This is a genomic window from Hungatella sp. (assembly GCF_046966825.1).
Map to the genome: position 1 here is coordinate 36,435 of NZ_JBKVCZ010000006.1, position 22,853 is coordinate 59,287.

At 44.8% G+C, this 22,853-nt stretch carries 18 protein-coding genes, 4 pseudogenes and 1 CRISPR repeat array; of the genes and pseudogenes, 21 read left to right on the forward strand and 1 reads right to left on the reverse strand.

Annotated features, from left to right (window positions below; genetic code table 11):
* Positions 1–8: 8 nt before the first annotated feature.
* The 16 genes and pseudogenes from ACLTD4_RS03365 to ACLTD4_RS03440 all read left to right on the forward strand — a co-directional run.
* Positions 9–2,057: a Cas10/Cmr2 second palm domain-containing protein gene (locus tag ACLTD4_RS03365; protein ID WP_117621560.1), complete on the forward strand. Its 2,049-nt coding sequence runs from the start codon at positions 9–11 to the stop codon at positions 2,055–2,057.
* Positions 2,005–2,703, forward strand: coding sequence for an RAMP superfamily CRISPR-associated protein (locus ACLTD4_RS03370; protein WP_117621561.1), 699 nt, complete (start codon positions 2,005–2,007; stop codon positions 2,701–2,703). The genes ACLTD4_RS03365 and ACLTD4_RS03370 overlap by 53 nt, the downstream gene beginning before the upstream one ends.
* A 14-nt stretch (positions 2,704–2,717) precedes the next feature.
* A complete protein-coding gene (locus ACLTD4_RS03375; RefSeq protein ID WP_117621562.1) occupies positions 2,718–3,707 on the forward strand; it encodes a hypothetical protein in 990 nt (329 codons plus the stop codon).
* A complete protein-coding gene (locus ACLTD4_RS03380; RefSeq protein WP_117621563.1) occupies positions 3,688–4,497 on the forward strand; it encodes a hypothetical protein in 810 nt (269 codons plus the stop codon). The genes ACLTD4_RS03375 and ACLTD4_RS03380 overlap by 20 nt, the downstream gene beginning before the upstream one ends.
* Positions 4,490–5,380: a CRISPR system precrRNA processing endoribonuclease RAMP protein Cas6 gene (cas6, locus tag ACLTD4_RS03385; protein ID WP_117621564.1), complete on the forward strand. Its 891-nt coding sequence runs from the start codon at positions 4,490–4,492 to the stop codon at positions 5,378–5,380. The genes ACLTD4_RS03380 and cas6 overlap by 8 nt, the downstream gene beginning before the upstream one ends.
* A 194-nt stretch (positions 5,381–5,574) precedes the next feature.
* Positions 5,575–6,001: a CRISPR direct-repeat array (repeat unit 32 nt; unit sequence GTCACCACTGATGCAGTGGTGTGGATTGAAAT).
* Between the two features lie 139 nt (positions 6,002–6,140).
* On the forward strand, positions 6,141–8,282 hold the full coding sequence (gene cas3, locus ACLTD4_RS03390) for a CRISPR-associated helicase Cas3' (RefSeq protein ID WP_117621565.1): 2,142 nt from the start codon (positions 6,141–6,143) through the stop codon (positions 8,280–8,282).
* Between the two features lie 37 nt (positions 8,283–8,319).
* Positions 8,320–8,979, forward strand: coding sequence for a type I-C CRISPR-associated protein Cas5c (gene cas5c / locus ACLTD4_RS03395; RefSeq protein WP_117621566.1), 660 nt, complete (start codon positions 8,320–8,322; stop codon positions 8,977–8,979).
* Positions 8,976–10,731, forward strand: a pseudogene (gene cas8c / locus ACLTD4_RS03400) (type I-C CRISPR-associated protein Cas8c/Csd1). Before cas5c ends, cas8c begins: the two are co-directional and overlap by 4 nt.
* Before the next feature lies 1 nt (position 10,732).
* The gene (gene cas7c / locus ACLTD4_RS03405; RefSeq protein ID WP_054356947.1) at positions 10,733–11,623 is read left to right on the forward strand and encodes a type I-C CRISPR-associated protein Cas7/Csd2; all 891 of its coding nucleotides are present in this window, start codon (positions 10,733–10,735) and stop codon (positions 11,621–11,623) included.
* Positions 11,623–12,291, forward strand: coding sequence for a CRISPR-associated protein Cas4 (cas4, locus tag ACLTD4_RS03410; RefSeq protein ID WP_055656989.1), 669 nt, complete (start codon positions 11,623–11,625; stop codon positions 12,289–12,291). Before cas7c ends, cas4 begins: the two co-directional genes overlap by 1 nt.
* A complete protein-coding gene (gene cas1c, locus ACLTD4_RS03415) occupies positions 12,288–13,319 on the forward strand; it encodes a type I-C CRISPR-associated endonuclease Cas1c (protein WP_029466535.1) in 1,032 nt (343 codons plus the stop codon). Before cas4 ends, cas1c begins: the two co-directional genes overlap by 4 nt.
* A 13-nt stretch (positions 13,320–13,332) precedes the next feature.
* Positions 13,333–13,623 (forward strand): CRISPR-associated endonuclease Cas2, encoded by a 291-nt coding sequence (gene cas2 / locus ACLTD4_RS03420; RefSeq protein ID WP_025532416.1) that lies wholly within the window; start codon positions 13,333–13,335, stop codon positions 13,621–13,623.
* A gap of 537 nt (positions 13,624–14,160) precedes the next feature.
* A complete protein-coding gene (locus ACLTD4_RS03425; RefSeq protein ID WP_117621568.1) occupies positions 14,161–14,784 on the forward strand; it encodes an alpha/beta fold hydrolase in 624 nt (207 codons plus the stop codon).
* A 147-nt stretch (positions 14,785–14,931) separates the two neighbouring features.
* Positions 14,932–15,810 (forward strand): AraC family transcriptional regulator, encoded by an 879-nt coding sequence (locus tag ACLTD4_RS03430; RefSeq protein ID WP_117621569.1) that lies wholly within the window; start codon positions 14,932–14,934, stop codon positions 15,808–15,810.
* Positions 15,811–15,866: 56 nt separating this feature from the next.
* A complete protein-coding gene (locus ACLTD4_RS03435; protein ID WP_117621570.1) occupies positions 15,867–16,373 on the forward strand; it encodes a hypothetical protein in 507 nt (168 codons plus the stop codon).
* Positions 16,374–16,532: 159 nt separating this feature from the next.
* Positions 16,533–16,598 (forward strand): annotated as a pseudogene (locus tag ACLTD4_RS03440) (hypothetical protein); the annotation flags it as partial.
* On the opposite strand, the pseudogene ACLTD4_RS03445 reads toward ACLTD4_RS03440, so the two are convergent.
* A pseudogene (locus tag ACLTD4_RS03445) lies at positions 16,593–16,640 on the reverse strand (hypothetical protein); the annotation flags it as partial. The pseudogenes ACLTD4_RS03440 and ACLTD4_RS03445 overlap by 6 nt on opposite strands.
* Positions 16,641–16,697: 57 nt before the next feature.
* On the opposite strand from ACLTD4_RS03445, the gene ACLTD4_RS03450 reads away from it, so the two are divergent.
* From ACLTD4_RS03450 to ACLTD4_RS03470, 5 genes and pseudogenes are all read left to right on the forward strand, one after another.
* The gene (locus ACLTD4_RS03450; RefSeq protein ID WP_117621571.1) at positions 16,698–18,092 is read left to right on the forward strand and encodes an ABC transporter substrate-binding protein; all 1,395 of its coding nucleotides are present in this window, start codon (positions 16,698–16,700) and stop codon (positions 18,090–18,092) included.
* Between the two features lie 62 nt (positions 18,093–18,154).
* Positions 18,155–19,036: a carbohydrate ABC transporter permease gene (locus ACLTD4_RS03455; protein ID WP_117621572.1), complete on the forward strand. Its 882-nt coding sequence runs from the start codon at positions 18,155–18,157 to the stop codon at positions 19,034–19,036.
* Complete coding sequence (locus ACLTD4_RS03460; RefSeq protein WP_055657003.1) at positions 19,033–19,851, forward strand: carbohydrate ABC transporter permease; 819 nt, start codon at positions 19,033–19,035, stop codon at positions 19,849–19,851. Before ACLTD4_RS03455 ends, ACLTD4_RS03460 begins: the two co-directional genes overlap by 4 nt.
* Positions 19,852–19,855: 4 nt before the next feature.
* Positions 19,856–21,799, forward strand: coding sequence for a DUF4838 domain-containing protein (locus tag ACLTD4_RS03465; protein ID WP_117621574.1), 1,944 nt, complete (start codon positions 19,856–19,858; stop codon positions 21,797–21,799).
* A gap of 19 nt (positions 21,800–21,818) precedes the next feature.
* Positions 21,819–22,853: pseudogene (locus tag ACLTD4_RS03470) on the forward strand (sensor histidine kinase); the annotation flags it as partial.

Consider the following 22,853-nt stretch of genomic DNA (forward strand, 5'->3'; position numbering starts at 1 on the left):
GGAAAACAATGGCAGTTCGAATTGTTACACTATCCATAGACAAGGTTCAAACATTTTTGTTTGATACAATTAGCGAACATACGCAAAAGAGTCAAATGAACAGCGGCACGTTGCAAAATATTATATCTTCTTCGAGAATCATATCTGAAGATTTATTTCGGATGATTGGAGTAGAAGGAAATGATGGATTCTTTTCAGGTATGGTGAAGGAGATACTATTAAAGTGTTCCGGTGTCTGTATTTTTTCGACGGATCTAGAGGAAAGACAAATAAAAGAATCTTTGAGAAAAATCTTTGAGTTCTATTATAGGGAATATGACGGTAAACTTTTTATAAAATATTTGTGCTTTGAAACTGAAGTGGCATCTGATACTGATAAATTGCAGGTGATTAGAAAGTGTAAGAAACGGTTAAAAAGTAAGAGTTGTCTGAATGAAGTAATAAGAGAAAATCGGCAAATAATCTTTGAACCTCAATACAGTGCAGATAAGAGAGTATGGACTGATGAAAAAAAATATCCGATGTTTGAAGAAACTATCAACAAACTTTATTCCAAAGTACTGACAGATAATGAACGTTATTTTCGTATTGCTGTTATCAAAGCGGACCTGGACGGAATGGGGCAATTATTTGAAGGAATAAACAGTTTTGAGCAGTATAAAAGAATCAGCGAAATCCTTTCCAAGTATATATGTTTGGATTCTTTAGCAGCGACAACAGAAGCATTTAAGAAAACAGATGATGATTTTAAATTATATCCGCTTTATATTGCTGGAGATGATATTTTATTTGCGGTGCCAGCCTCTTATATCGTTACCGGTGTTAATTTGTGTAAAGTCATCTTGAGAGAAATAAATGATGAATTAGAAATAGAGGCAGATTATGAGGAAAAATTTACAATATCAATGAGCATTGGAATTGAGTTCACTATCAATAGAGAACCGATTCGATATTATTATGAACGTGTACAGAGGCAGTTGGAGTGTGCGAAAATAACAGATTCTGAAGGCTTGAAAAGCATGCAGCCGCATATTCGGATCTGTATGAATCAATACGTGTTTTTTGATTGTATTGACAAAGATGCTAAACCACAGTCGTGGTCTCACTTTATTCATGATCTTAAAATTCTAAAAAGTGCGGAGTCAGAAGGATTTAAAGTTCATCACTTTATGTATGGATTATTAAGTAAAATCACAGATCCAGCTGTAAGAGAACATAAACTGAAATACAGCAATGCAGTTTTTTATCATTTGATACCGTCTTACTTTGAAAGTAAGTCAAAATTGGGGGAGGGTGAGTTATTACTCATTGATCTGTTGCTTAAGCAGGTGGTAGAAAAAAAAGGGAGAAGTTCGGTTATAAAATTTTATGATAAAGATGGCAGAGTAAAAGAAAAATTCGAACAGTATATAAGATTACTGCTACTTTTTTCTGACGAACGTTTTCATCTGACGGATCATATCCCTGATTACGATGTGAGCAACTTTGACATTCAAAAAAAGAATATTAGAACTAATGTATTTAACAGGGTATTACGATATCTGTATCAGGAGAGTCTTTTCAATTCTGTAACAAGTGGGGCGGTTGATTCTGATCAAATCAAAAAAATGCGGGATTTATTTGTGATTGATACGAAATATAAGAATCAATCAGGAAAAGATGTACAAGTATATCAGACATTGCGTTTATCGAAATCATTGCTTCATCAGATGAAAAGTTTAGGAGCAGATCCAGATTTGGATGCAAAATTGATTCAGTTAAATGTTTTAAAAACTAAGGAAAAATATGAGGTGTCAGTGGAAACACGTAAGGCTGGCTGCAAGCCGCCTCCATCGTTATATTTTGATGAAAAGCGTTTTTTAGATATAGCAAAATCAACAAATTTGTGGAAAGAAGATTATATTGATACGCTGTTGATTTTTAATGCTCTTAATGATCAATTAATAAAGTACAAGATTCTATATCCTACAACAAAAAATAAAAAGGACGGAGGAGTAACAAAGCATGGAAAGAATAGATATAAGAATAACGACAAAAACAAACCTGTTTATCGGTGATACACCATCGACGTTTGAGATTGGAGGTATCGATGCGGCAACAAAGATAAATTATCAGGGGTTACCGGTAATTCCAGCATCTTCTTTTAAAGGAGTTTTAAAAAGAATTATACGTGATATGGCAGCGGCTGATAATCAGCAGGCTAAAAAAATAGAAGATGCATATAGAGCGTATTTGAATAAGCTATGGCAGGAAAATGATAAGCGTATTAAAAAAATGAGTGAGAATGTGGAAGAAGAACGATTGAACAGAATGGCTGAACGTTTTAGGGTGGTGATAGAAAATGCTTCTGTCGAATATATTTTTGGTATTATGGGATTTAATGATACACCAAAATTAATTTTCGGTGATTTTCTTCCAGCAGAAAAGGAGGCACAGGAAAACTATTTTTCTATAGATTCTAAAAATGCTATTATGGATTCTGCAGTAGATAATGGCTTAAGATCTCTTCCGCGTGTTTATAAAACCGTCAGACCAGAGATTGCTTTCTGCGGAAATATTTTGCTGTATCGCATGGAACTCCTGGAAATGGATGGCATTGAAGAATTTATTAAAAGTGCGGTATTAGAATTTAACGATGGGATATATCGGTTGGGCAATTCAGGAAGTCGTGGTTATGGAAGGATAGAGACGGTGATCGTTTAGGGGGAATATAAAGTATGGCAGATATAGAAGTATATAGAGTGAAGATGGATTTATCAGGGGAACTTACTCAGATTCCAGATTCGCAGAAGCTTTTTGGTGCTTTGATTTATATGTATGCGGAATATACAAATGATGATACAGCTTCTGGCTTCGTTTCAAAAATAAAGGAAAAAAAGATTTATTTTGCGCTGTCTGATTTGCTTCCAGACAATTATTTGCCAATTCCTCAGACATTTTTGTTGGATGAACTGGCGATAAGCAGGGGAAGATTAGATAAAAAAGTATACAAAGCAATGAAAAAACGGCGTTATATCGAAAAAGAACATTTGATGAATCTGGTCCAGAAAAGAGAAGAGGTAGAAAATGCATATCCATATATAGCGATCCAGGATTCCCAGCAGATACATGCGTCTATAGACAGTCTGAACTATGGATTAGCAGGTTTAGACCCCAATGTATATTCGGTTCCGCAGATCAGAGCTGTGAAGATTGAGAAAGCTGGGGAGGAATCAGGGAGTCTGGTAAAGAATTATGAATTTTATCTGGCTATAGAAAAATGTAAAGAGGCATCAGATTTTCTTCGGATTTTACAATTAGCACGACAAAATAAGAGACCTTTTTTTCTGGGGCCACGCGCGTCACAGGGGATGAATATATTTTATATGGGAGAAGTGTTTTTTCAGTCCCAATTCTACCAGCATAATGTTAAACGTTATTTGAATTTAGGGATGTTATTGCCAGACAAAATTGATTATGGAGAATCCAGTTTACATCTGTTTACATCGGAACGGCGTCCTTATAACAAAAAAGAAGGCTGGGATAATTCTTATAAAGGAAAATTCATCAGCTTCATTCAGGCTGGCAGTGTTATTTGTGTAAGAGAAACCATTCGTGAGGTGGGACGGTCCATTTGTAATTCTGAAGACGAGAAAACAATAATTTTTGGAAATTCATTTTTGTATCCGATGGAAGGAGATGCAAGTGATGCATACGAAAAATATTGAGAAATACTGCTGTCGAATAACAACATATTCAACAGTTGCCCTTTCCCCAAGAGGTCAGGCTGGGTATTACGAAGGGATCCATTTTAATCAGGCTGATATTAATAAAGAGGGGGAAGAAAGAAAAATCAGTATCATCTATCCGTTCTACCAGTATGGATGCTATAAGGAGTATAGCCCCGAGCATACACAGTATTATATACCAGGCTCTTCCATAAAAGGTGCTATTGGCTCAAGTGATCTGGGAATAGATGATATGCCAGTGAAGTATAAGGATATCAAATTGAGAAAGCTTTATAAAGTGCAATATGCTTCGGAGACGGGAGAAGCTGCAGAAAATAAGAAGAAGGTTAAATTCGATGAGTTTTTTAAGCAACTGGAAATCGAAATGTTGAATCGGGATGTATCTTTATCTGGTGACGCTTTTTGCAAGGGGGATCCTGAGCCTGTTTTATTGAATGCTAAGTCGAATACAGAACAAAAATTATTGCAGCTTGATAAGAGGCTGAAAGAAATTATTGAAAATGACATTATAGGTACGGAGGGCGACGATACAACTAATACAAAAGGTGTATTATTAGAGGTGAGGGGAAAGATAAAAGAAATGATGTACCAATCTCAAAACTTAGGAAAAAACTCTGCTTTTATATTTTTGGGCGGTTATAAAGGGCTTTTATTATCAAAGGTTTACGGGGATGCGGATCCATTAAATGGAGGTATCTATATTGATCGAGAAAATAATTTACCGCATGGGCTTGTAAAAATTTCATTAGAACGGAGAAGCGATGACTGATCGTCATAAGACTCATTTTTCGCTTAACTATCTGCCTCTTTTGATCCAGCTAAAATGCCATGAAACAGCTTCGCTGCCAGATTATATGGGGTCAACACTTCATGGAATTATGGGGTGGGCGTTACTGCCTCATAAAGATGTATATCAGTATTTATTTGAGAATCGTAGTTTTGGAGGCGCGAAGCAGGATATTATAAATCCTTATATTATTGAACCGCCGGGCTTCCATGGAGTATATAAGGCTGGAGAAGAACTGCGTTTCCAATTTATATTGTTGGGAGATGCCGTGCAGTATTGTGAACCGGTGATAAAAATTCTGGCAGAAACCCGATGGTTTAAGATGGGGGCAGAGAGAAAACTTTTTGAATTGACAGAGATACGACAGGGACAGACCCTTCAACTGATCTGGAAGAACGGTGGGGTGGAATGGAAAAATGCAGTAAGCCAATTAGTGCCAGATACAGCTCAGAAAAATAGTACGTATGGTTCAATCCATTTCCTGACACCATTGAGAATACGACGTAAAGGCAGCTTATTATTAACCGTTGATTTTCCAACAATTATTAGAAACATAACGAGAAGGATGAGCGATTTAACAGAGCGATATGGGGGGTATGTGGATTTTGCGGAAATCGAAGCATTGCAGTACCTCTCCGAAATGGTGCAGGAAGTATCGTCTGGAGTATATTTAAATAATATAGACAGATATTCAACCAGAAGAAATATGAAAATGGATTTAAGCGGATTAATGGGAGCTATGACGTTCCAAGGAGAGTTATCAGTATTCACTCCATGGCTGAATGCGGCCTCTGTCTTACATATAGGCAGAAATGTTACATTTGGATGCGGAAAAATTGATGTGGTGTTTGGAAATATAGAATAATCTAAAAAAACTAATAAATTATCGGGTGCGAACGTCAAGTGATCGTGAAAATGCCTGGAGGTTCGCACCTGAAAATGAAGAAATCGGAGATGAAATTTAATTGTTTTATTAGAAATAAAGTGTTAAAATAGAAATATAGACAATTTTTGGTTAGTTTGTGATAGATTGTGTTGCTGAAATTGTGCAGATTTGCCGTCACCACTGATGCAGTGGTGTGGATTGAAATTCCCGGCCTGATCCCGGACCGGGGTGGGACTTTTGTCACCACTGATGCAGTGGTGTGGATTGAAATGAAAAACTCATATGTCTTTTCAGTCTCTCCCTCATGTCACCACTGATGCAGTGGTGTGGATTGAAATGCCACAATCTGGCTGATCTCCAAAAGATTTTTCGTCACCACTGATGCAGTGGTGTGGATTGAAATTTACAACCATCTGGCGAGATAACGGTAATACGTTGTCACCACTGATGCAGTGGTGTGGATTGAAATGGCGGATATTTTATCATCTGATATAGGATAATCCGTCACCACTGATGCAGTGGTGTGGATTGAAATTCTGGAACCAGTATATGAACTGTTGTTTCCACTGTCACCACTGATGCAGTGGTGTGGATTGAAATTCTCATTGTTGACAATTTGAATCACCTTCCCTCGAGGCCACCACTGATTCAATAGCACAAATATATATACTCTTAAATAAGACAGTAGATATAGTCATATATTCTGGCTGTCGTATCAGTGTAAAAAAGGAGATGTTTCATGTTCCTTGCCCACATAAGCCAAGATCAAACTCGAGAGCAAACGATCGCTGCCCACTGTCATGGTACAGCACATCTTGCCGGTGATTTTGCATCTTCTTTCAAGTGTAAGGAATGGGGGTACGGCTGTGGCCTGATCCATGATATCGGAAAATATTCGGAAAAGTTTCAAGAACGTCTTCATGGAGGAAGCATCACGGACCATGCGACGGCAGGCGCCCAGGAATTATATAAAAGAAAAAATATCTATGCAGCCTACTGCATTTCCGGCCATCATTCGGGATTGCTGAATGGCGGGACTCGTGCCGATTGCGCAGGAGAAGCCACTTTTATGGGAAGGATGAAAAAGGGGCTGGAAGATTATCATGCTTACGAAGAAGAAATAGAAATTCCTGATTTTCCGGTCCCGCCCCTGCAGCCTTTGGGGGAATTCGGTTTTACTGCCTCGTTTTTCATTCGTATGCTGTTTTCATGTCTGGTAGATGCTGATTATCTGGATACGGAAGGTTTTATGTCTGAAAATCCGGTGCCTCGCGGAACGTATGATACAATGAGCAGTCTGTTTCAGCGTGTACAGGACTACATAATGCCCTGGCTTACGAATACCGACAGGAATACGGTTAACGGGAGACGAACGGAAATTTTAAAAGCGTGTTTGGAAAAGGGAAAGGAGCCGTCCGGACTCTTTCAATTGACGGTGCCTACTGGCGGAGGCAAGACAGTTTCTTCTCTGGCATTCGCGCTCCATCATGCCATCCGGCATGACAAGCAGCATGTCATTTATGTAATTCCTTATACGAGTATTATTGAGCAGAATGCGGCTATATTTAAGGATATTCTGGGGTGTGAAAATGTTTTGGAGGATCATTGTAATGTGGTATTCGAGAGCGAGGAGGAACTGGTGCGGTCCCAACTGGCTGCTGAAAATTGGGACAAACCGGTGATCGTAACGACCAATGTTCAATTTTTTGAATCCCTGTTTTCAAATAAAACATCAAAATGCAGAAAACTCCATAATATTGCCAACAGCGTTATTATTTTTGATGAGGCGCAGATGCTTCCGGTGAGATACTTGCAGCCATGTATACGGGCAATTACCGAGCTGATTGTCAATTATCGCTGTAGCGCCGTGCTGTGCACCGCAACTCAGCCTTCTTTGCAGCCGTTTTTCCCGGGTACAATGAAATGCGAAGAAATATGCCCGGATGTAAAGGGACAGTATGAGTTTTTTAGAAGGACCGACATTCAGGAAATAGGGAAAATATCGGAAGAACAGTTAGTCGCTTTATTAAAGCAGGAAACCCAGGTGCTGTGTATTTTAAACAGTAGACGGCAGGTACAGAAAATTTACGAGGCGGTAAAGGAAGAGGGGACGTATCATTTGTCTACTCTGATGTATCCGGAGCATCGAAAGAGGCTGCTTCGGGAGATAAGGGATCGCCTGAAAGAGGGAAAAACGTGCAGGCTGATTGCGACCAGCCTTGTTGAAGCAGGAGTTGATTTTGATTTTCAAATGGTGTACAGGGAGCTGGCAGGAATTGATTCTGTTATACAAGCAGCCGGAAGATGTAATCGTGAAGGAAAAAGGAGGAAGGATGACTGCCATACTTTAGTATTTACCCTGGAGAAATCAGCGGATATCCATCTTCCGCCGGAATTAAAACAGCCCATTGTGGCTGCTGAACAGACTGCAGAAAAATATGTGGACATTGCGTCACTGGAGGCAATTCAAGAATATTTCAAACGCCTCTATTATTATAAAGGGGAAAAGGGGTTAGACGTAAAAGGGATTGTGGAGCAACTGGAAAAGGGCGGCCGTTCCCTTTTATTTCCATTTGTAGATATTGCAGTTGAGTTTTCATTAATTGAAGAGGGCAACACAAAGACGATTCTGATCGATCAGGAATTTAAGGCCCAGGAGATTGTACAGCGAATACGCTGGGGGGAACACTCCCGTCAGCTTGTCCGGGAAGCGGGACATTACAGCATTCATATATTTGAAAAAGATTTTGAAAATTTAAATGGCGCAGGTAAACTGGAGGCACTGGATTTGAAATTCTATCGTTTGAGAAATCCGGAGCAGTATACCGATGAAATGGGATTGATTTTGAATGCAGAAAGAGGGGAGGCGGTCTTTTTATAATTATTATAGAAAGATGATGATTGGAAGGAGGAAAAACATGAGCCGTGGTGTACGGGTGCGGGTATGGGGGGATTTGGCCCTCTTTTCCCGGCCGGAGATGAAAGTAGAACGATGCAGTTACGATGTGATCACGCCCTCGGCGGCGAGGGGAATGCTGGAGGCGGTCTACTGGCATCCCGGTATGAAATGGGTGATTGATAAAATTTATGTGAGAAAGCCAATCCAGTTTACCAGCATACGCCGAAATGAGGTGAAAAGCAAGGCCTTAGCCAGCAGTGTTTTAAATGTTATGAATGGAGGAAATAAACCGCTGTTTATCAGCTGCCGTCAGGAAATTGTACAGAGGGCGGCAATTCTTCTTAAGGATGTGGATTATGTAATCGAAGCACATTTTGACATGACGGATCATGCGAGCGACTGCGATAACCCGGGGAAGTTTAAAGACATTATTATGCGAAGGCTGAGACGGGGAGAGTGTTACCATACGCCATACTTCGGCTGCCGGGAATTTCCTGCCAAATTTGAACTCTACGAGGACGACGATGTAACGACGGAATATAAAGGTATGGAAAGGGAACTGGGCTATATGTTCTACGATTTTGATTATTCCAATCCGGAAGATATACAGCCTTTATTTTTCCGCGCTGTCTTAAAGGATGGAGTTTTAGATGTCCGGGATCAGGAGGTGGTACGATGATCCTGCAGTCTTTGGTAACATACTATGAGAGTTTGGAACGAAAGGGGAAAATAACCAGTCCGGGCTGGTGTTCGGCAAAGATCTCTTTCGCTTTGGAACTTTCAGAAGCTGGGGAACTGCTCCGCATCATTCCTTTGAAAGAGTCAGTCTTAAGGGGGAAGAAGACCGCTTTAGTGCCAACGATCAGGAAGGTTCCGCAGATGGTGGCTCGTTCCTCCGGCGTATCGGCCAATTTTCTTTGTGATAATTCCAGTTATCTGCTCGGTATCGATAATAAAGGAAAGCCGGAGCGCTCTGTGGAGTGTTTTGAGGCGGCAAAGGAGAAACATCTGGAAATCCTGAAAGAAACGGGCGGCAAAGCAGCCAGAGCGGTGGTTCTGTATTTTAAAACCTGAAGCCTGAAAAGCCATGGAACATACTGCCCTGTCGGAGGGGTTGGAAGAGATTACGGCAGGTGGAAATTTAATTTTCTTTATCGGGGACGAGTTCGCCCAGGATGACCCCGCTGTTAAAGCAGCCTGGGAAACCTACAGTCAAAAGCCAGGAGACGGCGTGGAAGGGACATGCCTCGTGACCGGGAAACGGGCAGAAATTGCGAGAATTCATGGAACGATTAAAGGCGTACCGGGTGCTCAGTCCAGCGGGGCTGCATTGGTATCGTTTAATGCGCCGGCCTTTGAATCGTATGGAAAAGAGCAGAGCTATAATGCGCCGGTCAGCACTTATGCCGCCTATGCATACACGACTGCACTAAACTATCTTTTGGCGGACAGAGACCATATGACCATGATTGGTGATACGGCGATTGTTTATTGGTCGGAAGATGGGGAAGAGGTGTATAACCGGACATTTTCCTTTATGATGGAGCCAACGGCAGATAATCAGGAGATAGTGGACGGTGTTTTTAAAAATTTGGCGGCAGGTAAGGCAGTAGATGAAAACGGTACTCAGGAAAGTCTTTCATTGGATCAGAAATTCTATATTTTGGGCCTGTCTCCCAATGCAGCAAGACTGTCTGTGCGGTTTTTCTATCAGGATAGCTTTGGAAATATTCTGCGCCATGTGAAAGAACATTACGATCGTCTGCGCATTGTGAGACCATCAGGTGATCATATGGAGTATCTGGGGGTATGGAGATTATTGTCTGAGACGGTGAACAAGAAGTCTAAGGATAAGAAACCGGCTCCCAATATGGCGGGAAGTCTGTATCGGGCGATTATTTCGGGGAGCAATTATCCGGAAAGCATGCACCAGGCGGTCCTTGGAAGAATACGGTCAGAGCAGGATGACAGTGACAGCCGCATTTACAAAATTACGCGAGGCAGAGCTGCCATAATTAAGGCGTATCTGTTAAAAAACAGAGGCTGCAGCGAGGAGGAAATTACTATGGAAATGAATGAAAACAGCAATGATGTTGCGTACATACTGGGGCAGGAATTTGCTGTGCTGGAAGCCATACAGGAGGATGCAAATCCGGGGATTAATGCGACCATAAAAGACCGCTATTTCAATTCAGCATGTGCAACACCCTCATCAATCTTTCCAATTCTGTTTAAACTGAAAAACAGCCACTTGCGGAAGATGAACAATAAAGGCAGGGAAATTTATTATGAAAAAATGCTTGGGGCCCTTCAAAGCAAGATAACGGAAGTGCCAAAACGGCTGAATTTAGATGCTCAGGACAGATTTATTCTGGGGTATTATCATCAGACTCAGAAGAGATATGAGAAAAAATCAAAGGAGGAAGCGTAAGATGGCAGATGTTATCAAAAACAGGTATGAGTTTGTAATCTTGTTTGATGTGGAAAATGGAAACCCCAATGGTGACCCTGATGCAGGAAATCTTCCCAGAATTGATCCGGAAAGTGGTTATGGAATCGTGACGGATGTCTGTATAAAACGTAAGATACGCAATTACGTGGAAACGGTGAAGGAGGACAGCGAGGGGTATAAAATATACATCAAAGAAGATGTACCGTTAAACAGAAGCGATAGCACCGCTTATGATTACCTGGGGACTGATGATAAGGGCATAAAAGATTTAAAGAAAAAAGATCCGGAGGTAGACCGTAAGATTCGTGATTTCATGTGTCGTAATTTTTTCGATATTCGTACGTTTGGTGCAGTGATGACGACCTTTGTAAAGGCTGCATTAAACTGTGGACAGGTTCGGGGACCAGTCCAGCTTGGATTTTCCAGAAGTATTGATCCGATTGTGAGTCAGGAAGTGACAATTACCAGAGTTGCAATCACTACGGAAAAAGATGCGGAAAGTAAGAGCACGGAAATGGGACGAAAGAATATTGTACCATACGCATTGTACCGGACGGAGGGATACATATCGGCGAATCTGGCGAGGAAGGTTACCGGTTTTTCGGAAGAAGATCTGGAACTTTTGTGGGAAGCAATCATCAATATGTTTGAGATCGATCATTCTGCCGCCAGAGGTAAGATGGCAGTGCGGGAGTTGATCGTATTTAAACACAGCAAAGAATTGGGCGACTGTCCGGCATATAAGCTGTTTGATGCTGTAGAAGTGAGGAAGCACGACGATGTGGATTATCCCAGAAAATACGGCGATTATACGATTTCCATACATGAGGAACAGATTCCGGAAACTGTAGAAGTTATAAGGAAAATATGATGGATTACAAGGAAGAGGATTATCTGATGCTTTCAGGAATCCAGCATTTCGCATTTTGCAGGAGACAATGGGCACTCATTCACATTGAGCAGCAGTGGCAGGAGAATGAGAGAACTGCAGAGGGGGAACTGCTTCATGAGCGCGCTCATGATATTTGGGCCACCGAGAAGAGATCTGATGTGATTATCAGCCGGGGATTAGTGGTGCAGTCCAGAACGATGGGGATTTCCGGGGCCTGTGATATTGTGGAGTTTCGAAGAAAGGAAGATGGCGTTCCTCTCTATGGTCACAGAGGGCTGTTTGAAGTCTATCCGATTGAGTATAAGAGAGGAAAGCCGAAAGATATTCCCGTAGATGTCTTACAACTTACCGCACAGGCCATGTGTTTGGAGGAAATGCTTTCTGCGGAAATTACAGAAGGCGCCATTTATTATGGCGAAATCCGGCATAGAGAGAAGGTGCTGTTTACAGAGGAGATGAGGTCTCAAGTAAGGCAGTATTTTCAGGAAATGCATCAGCTTTTCGATAAGCAGTACACTCCTAAGGTAAAGTGGTCAAAGAGCTGTAATGCCTGTTCTTTGAAAGAGATCTGTATGCCGAAGCTGGGAAAAACGCCCTCAGTTAAGGAATATGTGCATGACAAAATTACGGAGGAGGAAGCGCTTTGAAAAAATTATTAAATACATTATATGTGACTTCCCCGGACAGTTATCTCTCTTTGGATGGCGAAAATGTGGTGATTCTGGAAAAAGAGGAGGAACTGGGGCGTATTCCCCTGCATAATCTCGAGGCAATTGTTTGTTTTGGATACAGAGGGATCAGTCCTGCACTGATGGGCGGCTGCGCGATGCGCGATATTTCATTGTGTTTTATGACGCCTCAGGGAAAATTTCTGGCAAGAGTGACTGGCGGTGTCAGAGGAAATGTCATTTTAAGAAAGAAACAGTATGAAGCGTCCGAAAATGCGGAGTTCAGCCTGGGCGTAGCAAAGAATTGTATCCTGGGAAAGATATATAATGGAAAATGGGTTCTGGAGCGTGCGACCAGGGATCATGGTTTACAGGTGGATGTTGATGCGTTGAAGCGTGCGTCTGCATTTATGCAGCAATCATTAAATTATGTTTGGGAATGTACGGACATGGCTCAGCTTAGGGGGTATGAAGGCGAAGCCGCCAGTGTTTACTTTCGTGTATTTGATCAGTTGATTTTACAGCAGAAAAAAGATTTTAAGTTCTCGGGGAGAAATAAACGGCCGCCGTTAGATAATGTAAATGCGATGCTGTCGTTTGTATATACTCTCTTAACTAATATGGTGGCTTCTGCGCTGGAAACGGTGGGGCTTGACCCTTATGTGGGATTTATGCATACGGACCGGCCGGGAAGGGTGTCACTCGCACTTGATCTGATAGAGGAACTCCGACCGGTGCTCGCAGATCGTTTCGTACTGGGTCTGATCAACCGTAAAATGGTTAGTGGAAAAGATTTCTCAAAGAAGGAAGACGGCGCTGTATTAATGACAGACCGGGCCAGGAAGCTGTTGTTGACAGAGTGGCAAAACAGAAAAAAGGAAGTCATAACGCATCCTTATTTAGGGGAAAAGGTGGAGTGGGGGATGATTCCTTTTGTACAGGCAATGTTGTTGGCACGATATTTAAGAGGAGATTTGGACGAGTATCCGCCATTTTTCTGGAAGTAGGAGGCGTTTCTCTATGCTGGTGCTGATCACCTATGATGTAAATACCGAGACCGCTGCGGGAAAGACGAGATTGCGTAAGGTCGCAAAGCAATGCGTAAACTATGGTACCAGGGTACAAAATTCGGTATTCGAATGTATTGTGGATAACGCCCAGTGTGTGATGTTAAAAGCGGCGTTGAAGGACCTGATTGATGTTCGTGTTGACAGCTTGAGGTTTTATTATCTGGGCAACAAACATGACACGAAGGTGGAACATTTTGGTGTCGAAAAAGGTGTAAATGTAGAAAAACCTCTCATTTTCTAGCATGTGAATTACGGTGCGAACCAGAAGTGATCATAAAATCCCTGGGAGGTTCGCACCGAGAATTTTGCGGCTATGGAGGGGAAATGGGAGGATTGGATGAGTTGATTCGATGAAATGTGTGCAAATTGCATATGATTATTGCTGATTGTATGGTGTAATATGTGCGAGTTTGCTGTCTCCGCTAGCGATGGCGGAGTGGATTGAAATTGAATGTAAGCCGCTGCGCTGTCATTGCTTCCCTGTCTCCGCTAGCGATGGCGGAGTGGATTGAAATTCGCTGGTACTTAATCATGGCATCGTAGTATTCAGGTCTTCGCCAGCGATATCAGAGTGGATTGAAATACACCCGCAGCCATGAACATCTCAGTTTTGTAGATGTTTCCGCCAGCGCTGGCAGTGTGCATTTAAAATCGTAAGATTATTGCAAATATGAACCGTTGAGGGGACTACATCAGTAATGTCAGAGTGTATTAGATTTACGTAAAAAATCAGTTCTCAGACGATAAAAGTAAATAAATAGATTGAGGAGAGCAAAGAGTGAAGTATATTTTTATACATGGACTTGGACAGGGGCCAGATAGTTGGAATAAAACAGTTTCCTGCATGAGAGAACAGGAAGAGATTCAATGTCTGAACGTATTTGCATTTAAAGAGGGATCAGAGATTTCATATAGAAGAGTATATAAGGCTTTTTCGGCGTACTGTGAGTCTATAAAAACGGAGTTTGGGCTTTGTGGTCTTTCTTTGGGTGCTGTGATTGCGTTAAATTATGTGGTGGAGCATCCGGGAAAGGTAAAGTCACTGGTCTTGATAGGGGGACAGTGCGTGATGCCGAAGGGGCTTTTAAGATTGCAGAATATGATATTTCAGTTGATGCCGAATGGGATTTTTAAGAAAATGGGGATAGGTAAGAGAGATCTGATTCAGTTGACAAAATCTATGATGGCATTGGATTTCAAAGAAGATTTGGATAAAGTGGATTGCAGGACGCTGATCGTTTGCGGGGAGAAGGACCGGGCAAATAGAGGGGCGTCTGAAATGATGGCAGAGAAGATTCATGGGGCGGGAATAAAGATATTGGAAGGCTGCGGGCACGAAGTGAATGTAGAGGCGCCGGAAAAGCTGGCTGAAATTCTTGAGGCGTTTTACGAAGAAAAGTAGGATGGGAACCTGACAGGAACCGTGGTGTATGAACAACAACGAGCAGGTGGTGTATGACCGTGGTATACTGACATCCGGGAGCATAAAAAGTCAGGATGAATCTGCGATGACAGGATAGAATAGGGCTATACGGAAGGAGATGAGGGGATGAACTGGATCAGCGGCTTGCAGAAGGCGATCGACTATATTGAGAGTCATCTGACAGAAGAACTGGAGGCGGCGGATATTGCGGCACAGGCAAATTATTCACCGTATCATTTTCAGCGGGTATTTGGGATTTTGTGCGGATACTCTCTGGGGGAATATATCAGGATGAGGCGGCTCACACTTGCCGGCAGTGAACTTGCGTCTACTGATATAAAGGTGATTGATGTGGCTCTTAAGTATGGCTATGATTCGCCGGAGAGTTTTGGAAGAGCGTTTTCGCGTTTTCATGGGATAACGCCAGTACAGGCGAAGTCGGGCAGAGCAAAGTTAAAATCCTTTTCACGCCTTTCCGTAAAACTTATTTTGGACGGAGGCAGTACCATGAAGTACAGAATTGAAAAGATGGGTGAGTTAGAGGTTATTGTAAAAAAGAAAAATTTCTCCTGTGATTTGGAGACCAGCAACAGGCAGCTGCCAGAGTTTTGGGGAGAGTGCTGGAGAGATAAGACTATGCTTGAGCTGTTTGAACGGAATTCGAAGGAAGGGATCTTTGGAGATGCACTGCTTGGGCTTTGCCTGAGTGAAAATCCACAAGCGAACGAATTTGTCTATGCGATCGGCATGATGTATGATGGAGGACCGGTTGCGGAAGAATTAAGTGTGGAGAAGATTCCAGCTTACACCTGGGCGGTCTTTGAATGTGTCGGTCCTATTCCCGGGGCTTTTCAGGAAATGCAGCATACGGTCTATTCTGAATTCTTCCCCAGCAGCGAATACCAGCCCAGCAGCGGACTTGATATTCAGGTTTATCCGACGGGAGATATGCAGTCGGATAAGTATGTGTGCCAGCTATGGATTCCAATTGAGAAGAATTTATAGAACGGCTGTAATGTTGGTAAACAGTGGAAGCCTACGGAAATCAGGAGAAAAACAGGATGATTCATCTCAGCAAAGAGGAATTGACAGAGACGCTTTTTGTGATCGCCTCGATTGTGGGGAGGTGCGAGAATGCACAGACTAAATTCAGAGAAGGCACCTCTCAGCATACGCTTTTGAAAAACAGAATAAGGGCGCTTTATCTCTCAAAGGAACTGGTTGAAACAGAACTTTTGCGAATGGGGGAGCAACTGTCTGCGGTGAGGTGTGAAGAGATGGGGAAATGCGAAGAGACGGGGAAATACGAAGCACTGGACAATTGCGAAATATTGGGAGAAAGCTCTTTAATGGAGGAACTGAAATCAACGGTTCCTCCAATTGTTTCCATCATCAGTAAATGTGAGAAGGCGCAGTCGAAATACGAGAAGGGGACGGCACAGTTCAGGCGGTACGAAAAGATAATCCATGCCATGAAGGTCTCAAAGACTTTATTGGAGGACCGGCTGGAGACTTCAGCCGTGCTGGAGACTTCAGCCGTGCCGGAGACTTTAGCCGAGCGAAAGTAAAAAAATTACAGGTTTTATAAAATTATCTCCGTTGAAGATTGTCCCTCCTCTTACTTATAATAGACTTATCAGGCAGTAAGAAGTTTTGACATAAGGAAGCTATGAATGCTGGAGCGTGTTTGAAAATTCATATCCGCCATCTGCGAGCCACTGCGCGGCATATTTGGCCCCAACTTAGACAGCGTAGCCCACTACGCTTCCTTCATGGGGACAAAATCTCCCACAAAGTGTGACGCACAGCTGACGATAAGAAATTTTCAAACACACTCCAGGGTAAGGAGACAAGCAACAGATCAAGAGGACAAATGAGAGGGAGGTTTTACAATGAAGAAGAGATGGATTACTCTGACGCTGACGGCGGCCGTCATGGCGGGACTCTGCGGCTGTGCGGGGAACAGCGGCACTTCCGGAGCAGGAGACACGGCCGGAGCGAAAACGGAGGCGGAGACGACTACCGCAAAAGCAGAGACCGTGGCACAGACAGCCAAAGAGGAGCAGAAGGACGAGATAACGCTGCAGTTCTGGGAGATGAACTATGGTAGTGATGACGCCTACTTAGAGACCTGCGAAAAATTGATTGCACAGTATGAGAGCGAGAATCCGGGCGTGAATATCGAGGTTACGGTACAGCCGTGGGATAATTATTACCAGCTGTTTTTAACCGCGGTCAGCTCTAATGCGGCGCCGGACGTGGCCAGTGTGGCTCTGGATCTTCCGGATATGTACGCCAGAATGGGCGAGGCTCTGGAACTTAATGACGTAGTGGCGGAGTGGAAACAGGATGGAACCATTGATGACTATGGGGAAGCCACAATGAAATCATTTACTTACGACGGCGATCAGATCGCAGTTCCTTATATGGTGGGATACAGAGGAATCTTTTACCGCAGCGATTATTTAAAGGAGTGCGGAATCGAAAAGGTTCCGGAGACCTGGGATGATCTGTTGGCGGCGTGTGAGAAGATCAAAGAGGTTCGCCCGGATCTGACTCCTCTGGATTTCGCGGGAGCCGACATGGGACTGTGGCACTATTTCATGTGCTTCGCCATGAGCAATGACGCTGGAATCGTGAAGGAGGATGGTACGCCGGGAAGTACGGATGACAGATATAAGGCGGCCATCGATCTGTTTAAAACATTCAAGGAAAAAGGCTATGTGGCTGATGGTGTCCTGGGGCATAAATCGGCGGATGCGGAGAAACTGTATTACAGCGGCAAGTCCGTGTTCTGGTTTACCAGCTTCCCGGCTTCCATCTTTGATTATCCGGAGATTCTGGAAAATACCGAGGTTTTCAGCGCATTTAAGGGACCGGACGGAACCGCGGTCAGAACCTCCAGCTTTAGTGACGCTCTGATGGCATTCTCACAGACAAAGCACCCGGAGGAAGCGAAGAAGTTTGTAAAATGGTGGGCAGAGAACTGCAGCGCTTTATATACCGAAGGCGGTTGCTGGGCGTATCCGGCGAAGAAATCCTTCTTCAGCGGTGAGACCTTTAACAACAAGGTTGCCCAGGGCGTTTTAAATAAGATCGTGCCAACCGCAGTACCGTGTACCTGGCCGATCGAGAACATTTTCCCGGGGTTCTCTCAGGTAAATGGAGAGCAGACGATGAATTACAGCGCACAGGAGGCGCTTAACGGTAAAGTGGATACCGATGAGATCGCCAGAATTCAGGCAGAAAGGATCCAGGAAGCAATCGACATCGCAACAGAAGAGTAGTGACCAGAGAGGTCCGGCTTTTATAAAAGGCCGGACCTTCATTAAAAAAGGAGGGACTGCTGATGGAGAAAAACCGGAGTAGGTTTGGCCTTAAAATGCTGGTCATGCCGACGATCATTCTGTTGCTGGTCAGCTTTTATCCGCTGTTTAACAGCATTTATTTAAGTGTTACCAATACGAATATTTTAAAGAAAGGACAGACTGTCCGGTTTACGGGCGCGGCCAATTTTATTAAGCTGTTTTCGGACAGAACCATGGGGCCGTCCCTGGCGTATTCCCTGGAGTATGCGTTTATCTGTGTGGCCGCCAGCTACGTGCTGGGACTCTTTCTGGCCGTTCTGCTGAATCAGAAGATTAAGGGAAGAGCGCTGTTTCGCGGTCTGATTCTGATTCCATGGGCGATACCGACCGTAGTGGCTACGGCGAACTGGCTGTGGATCTTAAATGACCAGTCGGGAATCGTGAACGTGATTCTGCAGAGACTGCATCTGACGGATGGGCCGATTCTGTTCTTTGCGGATCAGAGAATGGCGCGGATCACATGCATCGTGGTGGGAACGTGGAAATCGTATCCGTTTATGTGTATGTCGTTGCTGGCCGGGCTTCAGGGCGTTCCGGAGGATGTCTACGAATCGGCCAGGATGGACGGGGCCACGGGAATCAAGACATTTTTCTATATTACACTGCCGATGATCCGGAACGTGAGCATGGTGGTCGTGACTCTGATGTTCATCTGGGGCTTTAACAATTTTGATATTATCTATCTTCTGACGCAGGGCGGGCCGTTGGAGGCGACCTTTACGCTTCCGATCTATACATATAATACCGCGTTCTACCGGGGACAGATGGGATATGCATCCGCCATTTCCATGATGACTCTTGTGATTCTTCTGTTCTTCTGCGCAGTTTACATGAAAATGCAGAAGGGAAAGGATGACGTATGAAAAATAAAAAGGGGATCATCTATGCGCTTCTGATCTTTTTCTGCGCGGCCGCCAATTTACCGGTTCTGTCCATGATTGGAACCGCGCTAAAACCGAGGTCCGAGACGCTGTCAACCGTCTCGCTGTTCACGCTGCATCCCACGCTGGATAATTTTATCCATGTGCTTACCAGGACCTCTTTTGCACAGTCTCTCGTCAACACGATTTTTGTGGCGCTGATCGTGACGGCGCTGTGTGTGGTATTTTCCACGATGGCCGGTTTCGGACTGTCACGGTGCCGCGGCGTGCTTTTTGACGGGTATACAATGTTTCTCATTATCCTTCAGATGCTGCCGGCCATGCTGATTATGATTCCGCTGTATGTGACTCTCAGCCGGTTTCATCTGGTGGATACCCATTTCAGCCTTATCCTTATCTATACGGCCATCAATCTGCCGTTCGGTATCTGGACCCTGAAAGGGTTTTTCGATGATATTCCGACGGAGCTGGATGAGGCTGCCATGATCGACGGATGCAGCCGATTTCAGGCGTATTGGAGGATCATCCTCCCGTTTTCCCTGCCTGGAGTGGCGTCGGTGGGAGTGTTTACTCTGATGAATGTGTGGAATGAGTATACGATCGCCAGTATTTTTATCCAGGATAAGAATCTGCGGACGCTGTCAGTGGGAATTCGGCAGTTTATGATGCAGAATACGACAGACTGGGCTTCCATGAGCGCGGCGGCAACCATCGCGGTTCTTCCGGCGTTCGTCATGATTATATTTGCACAGAAGTATTTGGTGGGCGGATTGACTTCCGGTTCCGTGAAAGGATGAGCAGATGAGAGAAAGTGTACTGATTTTGTGCCGCAATGAACGGGAAACGATCCTCTACGCGGCGGAGGAACTAAAACGTTACTTAAGCCTGGCCGGCGTGTCTGCCTGGACCTCGGTGCAGGAGACGCACAGCCCGTATATGAAGATATTGGAACTGGCGGTGACACCGGAGGAGTTTTGGGGAAAGGAAGGGCAGTGTATGGAGAGTTTCCCTCACTCCGTTCGGCGGAATGTAGACGCCTACGCTATTACAGTAACGGATCTCGGGGGATCCATAAAGGGGTCCAATAACCGCAGCGTGCTGCTGGGGGCCTACCGGTATTTAAAAGAGCTGGGCTTTGCATTTCTGAGGCCGGACCGGGAGGGGGAACGGATTCCTGCATCGGTGGGGCCTCACACGGTAAATATCAGGGAGGAGGCTTCCAGCCGGTACCGCGGAATCTGTATAGAAGGCGCCGTGTCATTTGAAAATATTATGCGCTTTGTGACCTGGCTCCCGAAGGCGGGCTTTAACACGTATTTCACACAGTTTAAGATTCCCTATGAGTTTTTCAAGACGTGGTACCTCCATACCAATAATCCATATTACGAGAAGGAACCGGTTCCCTCGGAAGAAGAGGTGGACGCATTTGTGAAAGAAATTCTCGTGCCCCATATAAAGAAGCTGGGGCTCATCTGGCAGGCGGGAGGCCACGGCTTTACGACGGGAGCGGCGGGGCTGCCCGGTACGGGATGGGATCCTATGGCGGAGGAGAAGGTGCCGGAGGAGCGCAGGGAGTATCTGGCGATGATAGACGGGAAGAGGGGACTGTTTCATGGCGTTCCCCTGAACACCAGCCTATGCTGCTCCAACCCGCTGGTGAGAGAATTGCTGGTGCGGGAGATCCTTCATTATATTCACGGGAATCCTCAGCTGGACATGGTCCATGTGTGGCTTGCCGATGACGGAAACAACAGCTGTGAATGCGGGGCGTGCGCCGCGAAACGGCCTTCCGACTGGTATATTGAGATTTTAAATCAGGTGGATGAGGTGCTTTCAAAGGAGGGCAGTCCGGTAAAGGTAGTATTTCTGGCATATTATGATCTGTTGTGGCCGCCTGTCAGCGCGAAGCTTCTAAATCCGGAGCGATTTGTGTTCATGTTTGCGCCGATTACCCGGTCCTACCGGACGCCGCTTCCGGTGGAAGAGACGCCGTTCATTCCGCCTTACAAACGGAATCAGTGCAGATTTCCGGTAAATGCGGGGGAAAATATGCATTACTGCAGCGCCTGGAAGCAGTTTTTTCGGGGGGACAGCTTTCTGTATGATTATCATTATATGTGGAATCAGTTCCGGGACTGGGGAGATTACGGATCGGCGGAAATTCTGTGGAAGGACCTGGTGAACCTGGAAGAGGCGGGCTTTGACGGGTATGTGAGCTGCCAGCAGACCAGGGTATTTGCGCCTACGGGCTTTGGAATGTATGTGATGGCTGAAACGCTCTGGAACAGGAGTTGTACCTTTGAAATGCTGGCGCGGAAGTATTTCCGCATGGTCTATGGCGATCAGGCGGAGGCGGTGCTTTCCTACTGTAAGGAGCTCTCTGCACTGTCGTATATGGAGCAGCCGGAGAAAGATGATCCGGGAGTGTGCGTGGAGGCTGTGGAAAAGCTGAAAGCGGCGGCCGATTTAATCAGAACTTACCGGCCTCTTTTTGAGAAGAATTTGGGGGATGAGAAGATACAGGACCGGATGGCCTGGAAATATCTGTTATATTCCGGCAGAGCTGCCGAAATGTACATAAATATGCTAAAATACAGGAGACTGGGAGCAGAGGATCGGGTTTCGGAGGAATACCGGAAGCTGAAAGAGTATCTGTGCAGGACGGAGGAAGAATGGCAGGAAGGCTTTGATGTCTACTGGTTTGTGAAGGACAGAGACAAAAAGTTCCTGCCCTCTGATACGTAAGAAAAGGGAGGGATCGTGCTTGGGGGATAGGAGAAAGCGAATTCCCGCGCTTCTCAGAAAAATTGGCTTGAAGAGAAGACTGTTTATCGGTTTTGTGATCGTTTCCCTTCTGCCGATGGCGGTGCTGGGGGTCATCATGGGCGTCAGGCTTTACCATACGATTATGGACAATTATGAGGAACAGTCCATACAGGCGCTGGGGACGATCCAGTACAGGATCGGAATCGTGACCGGAGCCAGGGAGGAGAGAATCAATGCGTTTGCCTCCGACGCCGATGTGGTCAAGAGCGTACGCAAGCTGAATATGGATATCAGCCTTCTCGACCGGACTGCTCTGACGAGAGATCTGCAGGGCAAGCTGCTGGCCGAATTGAGCCAGATTAAGGGCGGTGTGCGCGCGGAAATTCTGGACCGGAACGGGGAGCTCGTTACAGGGATTTTCGACGATCGCTACACGACGCTCTCCGGCGAGGCGAGAGCCCGGGCGAAGGAGAGTCCGGACCGGCTGCATCTGTGGCACGGAACGGAGCAGGAGGGGGAAGAGATTATCGTTTTCTCCAGGCAGATAATTAATTATTTCAATGGAAGGACCACGGGATGGGTACTTCTCTATGTGGGGACGGATGAGCTGAAGGAAGAGATGAAGACGGTGCAGACCGATGCGGTTATCGCCGTTTACGATGAGGAGGGCGGTCTGATCTGTTCCGGAGCGGGAAATGGGAGTATTGCCGATATTGCGGAGGGAGATTTAAATGAGGCCGGATTCCGGGTATCGGGCTACCGGGATTCCGAGGATATGTGGAAGGCAGACTGGAAGCTGGAATCGGGCCGGTATCAGGTGCTTTTCCAGAATATGGCCGGTACCGGATGGGAGATTGCCATTTTTAAGGATTACCATGAACTGGTCCGGTCATTTGCCGGAATCGGGATTCTGGCTGCTGTTATCTGTCTGGTGAGCATCGGCATCATTATCTGCCTGTCGCTTTTGATCACCAGGACCGTGGCGGAACCGGTGCAGAACATTGCGGAGAGCATGAAGATCTTCAGTCAGGGA

What these genes read in the sequence shown, in the direction of transcription:
- ACLTD4_RS03365 (WP_117621560.1), top strand. Translation starts at nt 9, where the DNA reads ATGGCAGTTCGAATTGTTACACTATCCATAGACAAGGTTCAAACATTT.
- ACLTD4_RS03370 (WP_117621561.1), top strand. Translation starts at nt 2,005, where the DNA reads ATGGAAAGAATAGATATAAGAATAACGACAAAAACAAACCTGTTTATC.
- ACLTD4_RS03375 (WP_117621562.1), top strand. Translation starts at nt 2,718, where the DNA reads ATGGCAGATATAGAAGTATATAGAGTGAAGATGGATTTATCAGGGGAA.
- ACLTD4_RS03380 (WP_117621563.1), top strand. Translation starts at nt 3,688, where the DNA reads ATGCATACGAAAAATATTGAGAAATACTGCTGTCGAATAACAACATAT.
- cas6 (WP_117621564.1), top strand. Translation starts at nt 4,490, where the DNA reads ATGACTGATCGTCATAAGACTCATTTTTCGCTTAACTATCTGCCTCTT.
- cas3 (WP_117621565.1), top strand. Translation starts at nt 6,141, where the DNA reads ATGTTCCTTGCCCACATAAGCCAAGATCAAACTCGAGAGCAAACGATC.
- cas5c (WP_117621566.1), top strand. Translation starts at nt 8,320, where the DNA reads ATGAGCCGTGGTGTACGGGTGCGGGTATGGGGGGATTTGGCCCTCTTT.
- cas7c (WP_054356947.1), top strand. Translation starts at nt 10,733, where the DNA reads ATGGCAGATGTTATCAAAAACAGGTATGAGTTTGTAATCTTGTTTGAT.
- cas4 (WP_055656989.1), top strand. Translation starts at nt 11,623, where the DNA reads ATGGATTACAAGGAAGAGGATTATCTGATGCTTTCAGGAATCCAGCAT.
- cas2 (WP_025532416.1), top strand. Translation starts at nt 13,333, where the DNA reads ATGCTGGTGCTGATCACCTATGATGTAAATACCGAGACCGCTGCGGGA.
- ACLTD4_RS03430 (WP_117621569.1), top strand. Translation starts at nt 14,932, where the DNA reads ATGAACTGGATCAGCGGCTTGCAGAAGGCGATCGACTATATTGAGAGT.
- ACLTD4_RS03435 (WP_117621570.1), top strand. Translation starts at nt 15,867, where the DNA reads ATGATTCATCTCAGCAAAGAGGAATTGACAGAGACGCTTTTTGTGATC.
- ACLTD4_RS03450 (WP_117621571.1), top strand. Translation starts at nt 16,698, where the DNA reads ATGAAGAAGAGATGGATTACTCTGACGCTGACGGCGGCCGTCATGGCG.
- ACLTD4_RS03455 (WP_117621572.1), top strand. Translation starts at nt 18,155, where the DNA reads ATGGAGAAAAACCGGAGTAGGTTTGGCCTTAAAATGCTGGTCATGCCG.
- ACLTD4_RS03460 (WP_055657003.1), top strand. Translation starts at nt 19,033, where the DNA reads ATGAAAAATAAAAAGGGGATCATCTATGCGCTTCTGATCTTTTTCTGC.
- ACLTD4_RS03465 (WP_117621574.1), top strand. Translation starts at nt 19,856, where the DNA reads ATGAGAGAAAGTGTACTGATTTTGTGCCGCAATGAACGGGAAACGATC.